This window comes from Halorubrum sp. CBA1125, from assembly GCF_009742825.1.
Lineage (GTDB): Archaea > Halobacteriota > Halobacteria > Halobacteriales > Haloferacaceae > Halorubrum.
On sequence record NZ_WPCE01000070.1, the window covers coordinates 1 to 13,470 of the forward strand.

The window sequence follows — 13,470 nt, forward strand, 5'->3', positions numbered from 1 at the left end:
ATCTCGCGGGGTGTCCGCTCTCGCTCCACAAAATCCAAGTCGATCCACTCGGTAGACTCGGTGAGGCGGGCGGTTTTCGGCATAGGCACTGAATCCTCGTCCCGCCTTCGTTTCTTAACTTAACACGGCGGCAGCCGACGGCCCGACGCCGGTCAGGCCAGCCGAACGTCGAGGTCGCCGTCCTCGGACACCTCGACGATCCCGTCGAAGAGCTGTTTAAGCGTGTTCATCGCCTGGTCGCCGTGCGCCGTCGAGTCGATGCTGAAAAGCCCTAGGGCGTCGACGCTCTGTATCCGGCCGGTGAACACGTGGAGGAACCGGAACACCGTTTGGAGGTCCGAGTACATGAGCAGCGTCGACAGCGAGTGGACCATCACGCGGTTCCGCTCGATGCCGCGGTCGCCGAACGCCTGGAGGTACTCCGAGAGCTTGATTCCGATCCCGGTCATGTCGACCGGCGAGGAGGCGTACTTGATCCGCTCGGACTCCGGCGCATCGTTCACGCCCTGCTGGCGGGTGACGCAATCGACGACGGCCACCGGCTCGCCCTCGTACGGCGTCCGCTTCGCGTAGTCTTTCAACACCCGCTCTGCGCCGTCCTTGGTCGTCACGACGATCGCTCCGTCGCCGGCCTCGGTCCCGGCCGCGAGGATATCCATCATCAACGACCGCTTTCCGGTGAGCGGCGGTCCCGTGACCAAGAGATTCGTTCCCGGCTCGACGTCGACGTCCACGTGCGGCCTCAGGTCATACATAGGCGCACCTCCGCGACGAACGGCGCGACTCGGCCCACTCGTTCGGCTGTGAGGCCGCGCGACCAAGACACATCCACTACGGGAACCATACCCGGTCCGAATAATATTCTTTTTGATCGTCGCGCACAGCGACGAATTTCCACCTCTCCGGGGCGAGCGCGAAGGATCGGGAGCCGACGCTGACTCCGCCGTCGACACCGGGTTTGCCCCGTCGCTTACTGCGGGTCGACTGAATCTCCCATACCGAATCGCGGGACTTAACATCGTCAGTGCGATACCGTTCTCGTACGGGCGCTTAGCTCAGTCTGGATAGAGTGCTTGGCTTCGGACCAAGTTGTCGCGGGTTCAAATCCTGCAGCGCCCATTCGTTTTCCGAACGATCTAGATTCAACAGACAGCGTCGGGTTCCTTATAAAGAACTCCCGCTGCGCGCGAAAGATCTCATTCACTTTCCGAACGGGGGTCGACGCCGTCATTCGATTCGCTAGCGCTAAAGTCTCGGTGAGCATACAAAAAAGTATGGTAGGACATCAACCGCGGTGTTAAGTTAACGATGAGGCGGAGCGATGTTCTAGTGCCTATGCCAGAAATCGTCCGCCTCACTGAATCTACCGAGTGGATCAACTTGGAGTTTGTGGAACGAGAGCGGACACCCCGCGAGATTATTGAAAAGGAAATTCGTCACCATCTCGCAGAACTCTCTCTTTCGAATACAGTTTTGTTACTTGAGGAATTGGGTGTCCAACGAAGTCGAGTCGCGGTTCACAACTGGGTGCAGAAAGCCAATCTACAGCCAGCTGGTGGCGAAAGCCCGGATCGCGTTGCTGTCGATCAAAAGGCGATCCGAATTAATGATGAACAGTACTGGCTGTACGCCGCAGTCGATCCTAAAACGAACAGAATCCTCCACTCACGGCTGTTTCCAACGTATACGATACCGATCGCACGAGAGTTTCTCACCGAGCTCACCGAGAAACATGATGTCGCAGACGCTGTGTTTCTCGTTGATGACGCAGACGATCTGATCGGTGGGCTCCGACGAGAAAACCTCAGCTACCGCGTTCAACAACACGGTTTCAGAAACTCAGTCGAACGTATATTTAGAGAGGTAGAACGTAGAATCTATTCATTCTCAAACTGTTTCAGCCACGTCGACCCACCGACCGCGGAAACGTGGTTACAAGCCCACGCCGTCTGGTGGAATCATGCTTAAGTTAACACGACGATGTCTGCACCCGATTGTTTGATACGCAGTTAACAGTAGACTTGTATTTCTATCCAGTACTCCGCATCAGAACGTCATGATGCGTGGCGTTTCCAGCGGAAACAGAAGGGTTCTGGAGATTCGGGTTAGTAAATCAGATTCCAGATTCTCCTTCATAGACTCGATTTCATTCGTACTCCACTCGATCTCCCAGACTTCGTCAATATCGGTGAAAACGAGAGAGACGCGGACTGGTCGCTCAGTTTGCTGTTGATGCAGGGCAACAGCGTAGGCCTTCATCTGGTTCTGGTAGTACTTCGCATCCTCTTCGATCTCCTCTGGCGTCACAGCTCCCGTCTTGTAGTCGATGATGTGGTACGCATCGTCGCTCACGATGAGATGATCGATGTAGCCGGCTATCTCGCCGCGATCGAACTCCGCAGTGACGTACAGCTCGTCATACTGTTGTTCAACTTCAACTTCCGCGGCCTGTTGGTCAACGTATTCGATTCCTCGTTGCGCGTGTTCACTCACGCGGCGCTGCAGCTCATCGGTGAGTTCTACGGTTGCGTCCTCGTCAACCAGGGTCTGCTCCATAAGGTTCGACCACCGTGATTCCGGGGGGCGTAGCTCACAAATCCGGTGCACCATCTCTCCGAACACTCTCGGAGCGATCCCCGCCTCGCCGGTCGTTGACTCCTGCTCGTGATCGGGTTCGCTCTCACTGTCCTGCCCTGCCAAATCATCTTCTCCGTGACGATCGTCTGGGCTATCTTCCGCCTTCTCGACGAAGGCCGTTCGAGTCTCCTTATCAACTTCCAACTCGCCATATCCGTCGAGTAGTGCAGCCAGATCAGTCGCTGACAAGCGGAATGTGATGTCACGTTCCGGCGGAGCCGGCGACAGCTCCACTGTTGGATCCACATCCCTCGAATCCGATTCAAGCTCAACTCTGGGAGTCGGCAACGAAACCCGGTACGAACCCTTACCGTATGACCGGGTGCTTGTGATCTCAGAATCTAATTTGCTACACACTTCGCCGGGGAGAAGAGCCGGCTGCACCCAATCTCGCCAACTCGATGCCGACTCTGGATCCGCGTCAGCGATTGCGGCAAGCGACAGTTCTTCGGCATCATCAGCGAGTTCGTGATGCCCGCACAGTAGTAGGTGATCCCGAGCCCGGGTGCAAGCCACATAGAGCACCCGCTTCTCTTCGGCCCGTTCTTCCTGCCGTCGACGCTCCCGCACGGTTTCACGGGCAATCGTGTCTTGCATCTCGACCGGGTCGTCCGGGTTCGGGGCTTTCATCCCGACCGCGTGTTCCTTGCCCACACGTTCGAACTCGACTTTCCCACCACCGAGCGCAGCGTCGTCCTTGAATCCACGACTGAGTTCAGAGACAACCACGAACGGGAACTCCATTCCCTTCGAATCGTGTATCGTGAGAATCTGAACACCTTCATCGGTCGTTTCAGCTTCGCTCTCGCGTCCCCCGAGTTCGACCCGACGTTCGATCCGGTTCACGAGCGTCGTGAGGCTGCGAACACCATCGTCGCTCCAGCCGCGCAGTTGCTCCCGGAACTTCTCGACGTTCGCCATCGCTTGCTGAGAGCGATCGCCGGCGCTAACACTCACCAGATACCCCGTGTCTTCGAGAATATCGGTGAGGAACGCAGCCCACGATCCGTCGAAGCCGGCGGTTCCATCATCACCGAGGCCAGCACGACGACGCCACTTACAGAGCAAGTCGTGGGCTGCAGTCAACTCCTCTGCATCTGTCGTCGCAAGGGCGTCCCACAGTGTCGCATCGTGGATCTTGAGTTGTGCAAGGGTATCGTCGGTGAATCCGAACAAGGGTGATCGAAGCACGGCGTACAGAGCGCGCTCATCCTGCGGATCCGCAAGTACCCGGAACAGATTCAGCAATGCGGTGATTTCGGTCGTTTCGTAGAATCCAATTCCGGACGCAACAGAATACGGGACCTTCGCCTCGTCGAGCGCTCGCTCGTAGGCCTTGAGGTGGGTGCGACTGCGAATGAGGATTGCAATATCATTCGGTTCAATATCACGCGGTTCAGGCGTCTCTTCGTCAGACTCGGAGTCCTCGGGATAGACCTGGTATGGCTCAGCAAGCACCTGTGAGAGGCGCGCCGCAAGGGCCATCGCTTCCAATTCGACATCGCTCTCGGGTTCAGCATCAGCGAACTCCTCATAGTGGCAGAACCGGGCGTCTCGAAGCTCTGCGTCAGTGGGTACGAGGAGATATTCGGCACTCCCGATGTCTGCTGGATCCTCTCGCGCTGCGGTCAATCGCTGTGGTTCTGCTTCGTACGGCTCTCCGTCTTCGTCGAGGACAGCCTGGAACAGCTCGTTAATTGTCTCCAGCACTGTGGGGAGTGTCCGGAAATTCGTGGTAAGCTGATCATCCTCTTGATCACTCTCAGGTGCTGGTTCCTCGTGGATAGTCTGTTCGAGCGTTTTTTGCGATCTCCTTGAACTGCGTTACGTCAGCATTCCTGAACCGGTAGATGCTCTGCTTCACGTCACCGACCACGAAGACATTCCGTGCGTCGAATGTCTCCTTTTCAGTTGCTGTTAGGAGTTTGATGAGATCCCACTGACGAGGGTCAGTATCCTGGAATTCATCCAGCATAACGTATTCAAACTGCTCACGAAGCTCTCTCCGGACGTGCTCGTTTCTCTCGTCGTCAAGGAACTCAACGGCATACGTGATGAGATCGGAGAAATCGGCGGCGTTCTGTCTACGCTTTCGATCTTCGTATTCGTCTATAGCGAGGAGCGTCAACTCTGCTAATGCTTGAACCAGCGGGAAGCTATTCGCTTCCAGTTCCGGATCGACGCTGACCGCGTAGTCTTCCGGTTGGAGTGTCTCGACAAGCTGCTCTATCGCTGCATCAAACTCGTCTTTCCACGGACTGTCCCCCCAATGTGTCTTCGCTCCAGTATAGTCGGCATAGCGCTCGCCACTCCCTTTCGTGAGATGGATACTGAGCTTCGAGATTGTCGTCTGCTTTGAGCGAGTTGGTACGCCGTCGTCGAAGTCGTCACCAACAATCTCGAAGATCGCCACAGCTCGCTTCCAGGCTGTTCCCTCTGTCGAAATATCCGGGGGGTTTTCCACCATCTCTTGAAGCGTTGCAAGGGCCTCGGTGAACTCCGGATGAGCGAGTCTTTCGGCTGCCTCGTCCGGGTCAATAGGATGGAGTTCGGACTCCACGAACGAGATGTATTCTTCCTCGGTCGCGTCGGCCCACCGTTCGGCCCATTCGATGCTCTCCGGCCGCTCATTTACGAGGTCGGTCAGAACGTCCTGCAGTTGATTACGAGAAAATCGACGCGCGAGCGTTCGGACCGCGTCGTGATTCTCGTGTTCTTCGAGGACCGTGCCAACGGTATCGTGGATGAGTGCCGTCGTCTCGTTTTCATCCAAGGTATCGAAGCTAGGGTCAAGGCCGTCAACGCTCAACGCGTGTTCTCGAAGGAGTCGAGCACAGAAGCCGTGTAGCGTGTGAATGTATCCGTGTTCGAGTTCATCAGCGACCGTCCGCCACGCTTCGAACTCGTCAACTTCCAGTGACGAAATTCGATCTGTGATCTCGCCTCGGACGCTCTCCTTGAGTTCGTTCGCTGCCCGTTCAGTGAACGTCGTTGTGAGAATATTCTCGGGCAGGAGAACCTCACTTCCTTGTCCCCCGTCAGTGGCCGTTTCCAGTGACTTCTCGATCATCCGCAGGTATCGGGCCGTCAGTGTCGTGGTTTTCCCTGTCCCTGCACCTGCGGTGAGCGTCACGTTTCGATTAAGCGCATCGACAGCCCGCTGCTGTTCGTCGGTCAGATCGTCGTACGAAACCATCGTTACTTCACCCCCACGACATCTTCAGCATCGACATCACGGGCCATCGGTGGCACATACGCCGAGATTCCATCGTCGTCGATGTGCTCGATTGTCTCCCGTCGCTGATGAGACCGGACATCGCAAACGTGAACATAGTCGCAGTACCGACACCCCGCATCAGACGGATCGAGTACCGTCGGTTGGAAGCGGCCTTCTTCGATTCCGGCTGCAAGTTCACCGAGTCTCTTCGTAGTCGTTTCTTCGACGAAGGTTCGGAACGCTTCGTGCGTTTCAAAGTGAGGATACGAATGACGTAGCAGCGGCGTCTCTACATCGTCGCTTCCCTGCCAAGTAGCCATCTCTTGTGACGTGATCTGGCCGCTTCGAGAGTTCACGGACGTTGGCGGAGAGACCTGATAGTAGGCCGCTCCGACAGTCTCAATCCCATCAAGGGCATCTTCAGCCATCAAGGCGTAAAGGGGCAGCTGGAAGTTCAGGCCGAGTAGCGCCTCGCTTTCGCCGGGGATCGATGTTCCAGTCTTGTAATCCCGGACAACTGCCTGGAGAGGGTTCGTTCCAGGAACGGTATCCACACGATCGATCAGTCCATGGACCGGGACTGACCCATATGGTGTCTCGATAATCGCCGGGTCATCTGAAATTGGCGTTCCGGCGTCGTACGGCTGGCCGACCCGTGCCTCGAACCACGTCGGGCGGCCAGTCGTTTTCGCAGGCTCCTCAAACTCGTGTTCGAGGAATCGATAGAACAGCCCTCGGGCGACTGGCTTCCCTTCGTCCGTTTCTCCCTCGGGCCCGTAGTAGACGTTTTCATCGGGAGCCCCGAGCCCGGCGAGTACTGACGTGAGCCACTGGTTATGAAATGCAGTTTCTGGATAGTCGGCGAACGCGTTATCGAGTCGGGTGAGAGCGACCTCAAGGAGTTGGTTCTGGCGCTCATCGAAATCGCCACCAGGATTGACGGGCTCACCAGACTCTGACTGCAGGGAGAGATAGTAGTGTTCGAGCGTGTCGTGGATGTAGGAGCCACGAACGCCAGGATCTGGTTCTCGCGTCAGTGGGTCCGGGGCTTTGATCCCGAGAACTCGTCGCATATAGTACTTGAATCCACACGCAGCGTAGGTTTCGAGCCGACTCGGGCTGTAGGGTTTGCGCTCGGTCGCTGCGTGAACCTGCGCGACTGTCTCTGGAGAGAGCTTGCCGTCGTACGGCGATAGTGTCGCGTCTGCTCGCGCTGAGGAGCACTCTACGCCATTTCTGATGCGGGTATGTTGGTCGGGGGCGAAGGTCCCTGCGTCAGCTGCCTCGTCGATTAGGGCCTCTCGTCGGGAGTCTGATGCCAAGCCCCAGACGTTGCCGATAGCCCGCTGAACATCTTCCTGACTTCCCGGCACAGCGTCGTCTCCGTCGATTGTTACCTCGTTGAAGTCGATGAGCCGACGGAGTTCGGTCAGCACGTCAGCTTCGACGTATGGGTCACCGTTTTGGCTACGCTGTGGAGCGGATAACTGGATCGATGCCTCACTTGCTGCGATCGCACCGAACTGGTAGCGAGCTTCCTTCCCGGCATCCTTCTGCTCGAAGTCAGGGTGGGCCTCGTAGATCGGTCGAGCGAACGATAGTCGTTCTATATCCGAGGGAAAATGCGAAGCAGTCATACCGAGCATATAGACGTGATCGAACTCGTGTAGGAACGCTTCACCCAACCCGCAGACGACGACACTCTCATCGTCCGGACGGCCACTCCCACGAATCGACACCCCAGCAAGAGCCCGTTCGAGCCGGTCGGTGGGATCACCGATGTCGAGATCCGCAACCGGTGCTGAAAGCACCAGCGTCTCAAGCACACGGTCAAGTCGATTCCTGGCGCTTGATTCACGAGCCCGAAGTTCGGACGATACGTCATCACTCTCCAAGGTTGCCAACGCCCCAAGCCGTTCGAGAAGTGCATCCACGTGGCCGGGAAGCGATTCAAGCTCTACCGTCGACAGCGCCTCTGCGTCCTGGACGATCGACTCAATAGTCGCAGCGACAGTATCGTCAACGTGTTCGAGAACTCCATCGAGGCCAGTGGTCTCAACACGAGCGGCAACTCGTGTGAGTTCGTGATGATCAATCGGTTCCCCCTCGTCCGATACTGAAACAAGGGGATTCGTGAGTAGGGCGAGAACTGTATCTATCGACCGTGGCTCGCTAGCAAGCGCACAGATCGACTCAACGACCTCTCCCAGTGCAGTCTCTGTAAGCGGGATTTCCGTCTGTATCGTGTACGGGAGCTCATACGTCTCGAATGACTCCTGAATCTGATCGGCGTACTCGGTCGGACTCGTCGGCACAACGCCGATAGCACTCGGTTCAACGCCGTCAGCGAGCTGGGTCCGGATTTGCCTCGCCGCGAGTCGAATTTCATCTGAAACCGTTTCTGTTTCGATGTAAGAGAGCTCCAGCGCTGCCGGATCAATATCATCCGTTGGGGGTGCATTCTCAGGATGCCGATAGAGATTAGCCGTGACACGTCGTCGAGAGTCTGCTGGTGACGTTGCGTCCGGTTCATAGTGGTCTTGTGAGAATCCAAGTTCGAGATACGTTTCGAGCGCCCCAGCGGCACCTCGATCGACCCCGGAGACAGTATCCGAATCGGCCTGCGTCGGTAGTAACGCGACCGTAGGCCACGTATTGCTGATGCGTTCCAAGAAGTCGCGTTCGAGTGCATCGAACTGTGTGAACCCGCCGAGCACGACCGCATCAACAGCCGGTAGCAGTTCGTCAAGCTGCGTCTCCATCGTGACAGCGTGATGTATCCGCTCTGTCCGGTACGTGTCAGGGAGTTCGTCAGCCAAGATTTTCTGCCGAACCGTCTCGATACCCTCTGCCAGCTCTGCAGTATGGTGGGCTCGGTCGTCTAGACCCTCTTCGAGCAGTCGCTCACGCATCGCTTCTGAAGACAGCAGGCCAGCAAATTCGAGTTCGGTATAGAGATTCTCTGCCGCATCAATGAGGCCTGCACGCGGGAACTGATCACCGGTATGGAACGGATTGTCTCGTGATTCTATCTCTTCGACTCCGAGTTCCACAAGTCGAAACAGAAGTGGCCTATCAATGTGGGTCACCCGCCCTTTGTACTGCTCGCGTTCGTAGCACTCCGAAACGACATCATCGAAGGTCTTGACGCTGAGACACGCCGCTTGCCCGTGATTCTTCCATCGCTTCCTCGTAACTTCCTTCGGGTGCTCCTGCTGGCCGATATAGAGTACACTTTCCGGCTGATCACCAGCCAGTCCGGCCACGCTCTCAAATGCCTCGTGCTCCAAAAGTGAGAACGTAGAACCAGTGAATACCTGGGAAAAAGACATACTACCTTAGAGAAGCAAGGCTGACAAGAAACTTGGGTGTAATACCGTTTCCTGTGACCGATTAGAATTGAGTTTGATCGGATCTGTAAAATTCTCTTTTCAGATATATCTCCCTCTGGAACAGCCGATTGTTGAGAGGTGCGTACCGACCACGGGTGGATTTGCTAGTTCATAGATTTGTTCCGTTAGCTATTCGAGGTACACAGCGCGAATCTTGCACGAGAGATAGTCCGATTGAGCCTGCTGTGATCGCTCAGTACAGGCCGTACACCAAACATTAAATCAACAGTAGGTGTCTTTGGTTGCATGTCTAACAGTCACGACGAAGATGTGCAACCGACGATTTTGGATGTCGAGGTTTTCCCCACCACACCTACTGAGCAATCTAACAACGATTTTGAACGGGTAACGCAGTTACTCTCTGATCATGGATTTTCTGTTGCTGATGTCTCCCTCGAACAGGGTGGCAACCCGGTGCTGACAAACGCGTTTCTCAGTACACCTGAGAACCTCGATCAGATTAAAGATATTCAGCAAACACTCGCTACTTGGTATCCAGACCATGAGGTTACGTACTCTCAGACCTATTCGGACTTCTATCGTGAGACTGCTCTCTTCTCGGAGACACAATTAGTTTCAGTAGAGTTCACTGGGAACGGGTCAAGAGACAAATAATCAGTTCTACTGATTCACAGTACTCTGTGTGAACCCAACGATTGCCGACTGCTGAATCCACTCTCTGTATCGGTTACACCACTACTAACAGAGGCCGAGTAGTTCGGCAGGCAAGTGCTGAATAGAGCGCGCGTATCGGACACTCTGATTCCGGGTCTGTTGCTTCGTCCATATTGACTTGTCCACCCCGGGCTCCATAATATTGGCAGAAGTACGTAAGCCATAACAGACAATTTTCGAGGAATGGTTTTTATATCCCTCACTACACCTGTATGTCATAATGAGTAGTTCGTCGGATGGCTATACTGTCGAAGAGGCGAAAGAGAACATCGGGATTCTTCGACGTGTTACCGAGGATGTCGTTGACGCAATCGAGGATGCGGAAAGCGAAGAAGTACTAGAGTATCTCATCGAAGAGCAAGAACTCGACAGATTACACGACGGTGAGCGTGGTCTCGGCCAGGTTCGTCGAGCTGTCCTTGAATCACCACTTGCATCCGATCGTCTCAAGCGTCTTGTGAGTCTACGAGGCGACGAAACGCCCGAGGAAATTCTGGTTCCGCGAGATGTCCAGCGAAATGCGAAGGTTGCATTAGAGGCTGGAAAGCCCGTTGTCCTCTACGGGCCGACCGGAACAGGGAAAACGACCTTCGCCAAGCAGCTCGCCCGAGAAACGAGCATCGGCTACAGTCTGAATACGGCGACGCCGTCGTGGACGCCGTCCGACATCATCGGTGGTGTCAGCCCGGACTATACCGGTGAATCGCTGAGCTACCGAACGAAGTTGGGGTGTGTCTCTGAAGCAGTAGAGCGTGCCCGCGCATTCGATGTCGAATACGGGGTTATCTTGGACGAAATCACGCGAGCAGACATCTCGAAGATCTTTGGTCCTCTCTACACGGCTATCGAGAACCCTCACCAGACGATCTTCGAGACTGACGAGGGGAAGACGATCGAACTCGACGAGCGGGTGAACATCATCTGCACGATGAATATGTCGGACCGGACGGTGAACGAACTCGACAACGCGATCACCCGCCGGTTTGCGATGATCGAGCTGGACGAGTACGAGGAAGACAAACGCCGCCAACTGTTCAAGGACTGGATCACCACGCACATCACCAGTGAGACGGATCTCGACGAGAACGAGATTCTTCGGCTCTTCGAACGAGATTACGAAGGGATCAATCACGGGAACGAAGCGACCTCGCAGGGGCCGATTATGCGGTTCGGCCCGATGCACTACCGAGACGTGGCAGTATTCCTGGGCGTCGGGTGTCGTGAGGGGGGCGAGTACGAGTACGACCAAACGGACGCAGTCGGCCAGGCATTCCGCACATACATCGTTCCTCGCCTGCTGAATGCCGCGGCATTCCCGCAGATCGAGCGGATCGCGGAACACTACCGCGCATTAAACGGAGAATTCGAGGAGTTCGATCTGTCGCCTGCTGCTGAACTGGCCGAACGCGAACTCGAACAGGAGCGGCGGCAGATGGGTTCATACGAGTAATGAGTACCGTCGACGAAGTCTACGAATACGGGCAGGACACTTTCAACATCCCCGAGCGGGGTGAAATCCGAATAGAGGGCTGTCCGTCTTCCATCACAGACCAGCTTCGTCGCGCGTCATTTACTCAGGAGAGTCCAGGCGTCTTCACGAAAAGTCAGGAAGCGCTCGACTCCGATCAGGAATACGAGGTCGTGACCGTCACGGTCGACGGCGACGACAACGAGATACTCCACGTCGAAGCGACGGACATCGTCGGCGTCGTTAGTCTCACGCCCTCGTCGAAAGTACAGGTCGACCCGAAGATCGACTGGGAGTACATCTTCGATATGCTGCTGGCCGTCTACGACCAGAATCGGTCAGTCAAATACCACGGCATCCCGCTACAGGACTTCCTCTCTGACGACATTCATCTCGAAGACGTATTCGTCGTTCTGGCGATCAACTACCTCGATGGATTGGAGACCATCCAGCGGAACGGGTACATCCGTGACCTAGTCATCAAACGGACGAATAGCCTGGACGGTCGCGGGAACATCGATGTCGAGCAGACACTGTTGAACCACGCTCGCGGAACTATCGAGCCCCAGTGGATTCACAACGAGACGGAATACAACAACGCGGTGAATTCGCTACTCCACTTTGCGGGGAAAACACTCCTTCGACTCTTCAGACAGAAATCACCCGAGAACCACCATCCGGCGTACGATCGGATATTCTCTGAGGTCCACCGCGAGGTAGAGCGACTGGAGAGTATGGGCGTCGATAGCGGGCTTGACCGGATGGACGAATACCGGGAGATCTCGCTGACTGATCTCCCGAAACAGCGCCAGTACTACCGGAAGGCGTTCGATGTCTCGAAGGCGGTTATGTCGTCATCTCTCGGTCAACAACTGCGTGACGGGCCGCGGGAGCTGGTGGTGGACTACGTCCTGAATATGGAGTCGCTCTTCGAGCAGTACTCCCAGGTCGTCATCGAGCGCGAACTCAACTACATCAAATCCTACGACCATCTCGGAGACTTGGACGACGTAACCCCCGTTCGATCCCCGTCGGTGAAGCCCTTCGAGGGAGAGGGTTCGATCTACCACGAGCCCGATCACGCGCTTCAGGAAGGCGACGAGACTCTCGCCGTGTTGGATTCGAAGTACTACGCCGAAGGGCACGATCCGGTGAAGGAATCCCCGTCCCGATCCCGGCTGTTCAGCTACGCCTACCTGCTCCACTCGGATCGACTCGCGTTCCTATGTCCGCTACTCGAACCACGTCGCCGGCGAGTGGCTCAGACCGGGGCCGAACTGGAAATCGTCTCGCCGGAAGAGGAATTCGAGCTGGACGTATACGACGAGGTCATCCACAACTATCTCCATAGTGTGCTCGTCGAGAAGAGTCCTGAACTCGAAGCATTCCGCGCTGTTGCGGAGAACCAACTATGTCTTGACGGCGTTGACGAGAGTGATTTGAGTCGTGCCTCGGAGATGAGCGGCCCGTTCACGTTCAAGGATACACAGGATTTCTCTCTGCGGGTCATCAAAGCTGCAGCTGACGAATACTCCTACCAGGTTCGGAACCGATATGATCTGGAACAGGAAGGGGACTGGACGCGAGATCAGATCGAAACGAGGTGTGAACGACGGTACGAGCATACCACCACGTGTGTTCCCGTCTTCTGTCGAGATGGGGGGCGAGAGTGGATTGATCTCTACTTCCTTGTGAACGGGTCAGGAGAGATAGAGAAAGAGGGCCCGTTGAAACTATTGTGAGGTAGCTTGAAACACGCATCCCCTGAAGAGAGCATATGGCTGAAGTTTGGTACAGATCTGGCGGGACGGGAAAAATTCAGGTCCGAAGATCTGACGATCAGTGGGTGGTAACCAAACCGGCAGGTGATTCTAAGACCATTTGTCTGTTCACCGGGGATGAACCGACACCAACGGATGACGAAACAGCGATTATAGTCCAGGTCCAGTCATTTCGTATTGGAACGGACAGCGGAACGAATTATCTGACAGTAGAACTCAAAGATTCGGACGTTGTATCAGCGTCGTGTTAAACTTAAAGCATATTCCACCAGACGGCGTGGGCTTGTAACCACGTTTTCC

8 protein-coding genes and 1 tRNA gene are annotated in these 13,470 nt (G+C 55.7%); 5 read left to right on the forward strand and 4 right to left on the reverse strand.

Annotated features, from left to right (window positions below; all coding sequences use genetic code 11):
* Window positions 1-152 precede the first annotated feature (152 nt).
* Window positions 153-755, reverse strand: coding sequence for a recombinase RecA (locus tag GJ633_RS08210; protein ID WP_156588427.1), 603 nt, complete (start codon window positions 753-755; stop codon window positions 153-155).
* 289 nt (window positions 756-1,044) lie between these two features.
* On the opposite strand from GJ633_RS08210, the gene GJ633_RS08215 reads away from it, so the two are divergent.
* A tRNA-Arg gene (locus GJ633_RS08215) sits at window positions 1,045-1,119 on the forward strand.
* A gap of 216 nt (window positions 1,120-1,335) precedes the next feature.
* A complete protein-coding gene (locus GJ633_RS08220; RefSeq protein WP_156588428.1) occupies window positions 1,336-1,968 on the forward strand; it encodes an IS6 family transposase in 633 nt (210 codons plus the stop codon).
* Window positions 1,969-2,046: 78 nt separating this feature from the next.
* Here GJ633_RS08220 and GJ633_RS17120 read toward each other — a convergent pair whose 3' ends face one another.
* From GJ633_RS17120 to GJ633_RS08230, 3 genes are read right to left on the reverse strand one after another with little or no spacing between them, the layout of a single operon-like run.
* Window positions 2,047-4,347 carry a 3'-5' exonuclease gene (locus GJ633_RS17120; RefSeq protein WP_197431292.1) on the reverse strand — a complete coding sequence of 767 codons (2,301 nt, stop codon included), beginning with the start codon at window positions 4,345-4,347 and terminating at the stop codon, window positions 2,047-2,049.
* 52 nt (window positions 4,348-4,399) lie between these two features.
* Window positions 4,400-5,833, reverse strand: a complete 1,434-nt coding sequence (locus GJ633_RS17125) for an exodeoxyribonuclease V subunit beta (protein ID WP_197431293.1) — start codon at window positions 5,831-5,833, stop codon at window positions 4,400-4,402.
* 2 nt (window positions 5,834-5,835) lie between these two features.
* The gene (locus GJ633_RS08230) at window positions 5,836-9,186 is read right to left on the reverse strand and encodes a PD-(D/E)XK nuclease family protein (RefSeq protein ID WP_156588429.1); all 3,351 of its coding nucleotides are present in this window, start codon (window positions 9,184-9,186) and stop codon (window positions 5,836-5,838) included.
* A gap of 306 nt (window positions 9,187-9,492) precedes the next feature.
* Here GJ633_RS08230 and GJ633_RS08235 point away from each other — a divergent pair, with 306 nt between their 5' ends.
* From GJ633_RS08235 to GJ633_RS08245, 3 genes are all read left to right on the forward strand, one after another.
* On the forward strand, window positions 9,493-9,861 hold the full coding sequence (locus tag GJ633_RS08235; RefSeq protein ID WP_156588430.1) for a hypothetical protein: 369 nt from the start codon (window positions 9,493-9,495) through the stop codon (window positions 9,859-9,861).
* 277 nt (window positions 9,862-10,138) lie between these two features.
* Window positions 10,139-11,371 (forward strand): AAA family ATPase, encoded by a 1,233-nt coding sequence (locus tag GJ633_RS08240; RefSeq protein ID WP_321168979.1) that lies wholly within the window; start codon window positions 10,139-10,141, stop codon window positions 11,369-11,371.
* Complete coding sequence (locus GJ633_RS08245) at window positions 11,371-13,131, forward strand: restriction endonuclease (RefSeq protein WP_156588432.1); 1,761 nt, start codon at window positions 11,371-11,373, stop codon at window positions 13,129-13,131. Before GJ633_RS08240 ends, GJ633_RS08245 begins: the two co-directional genes overlap by 1 nt.
* Window positions 13,132-13,470: the final 339 nt, after the last annotated feature.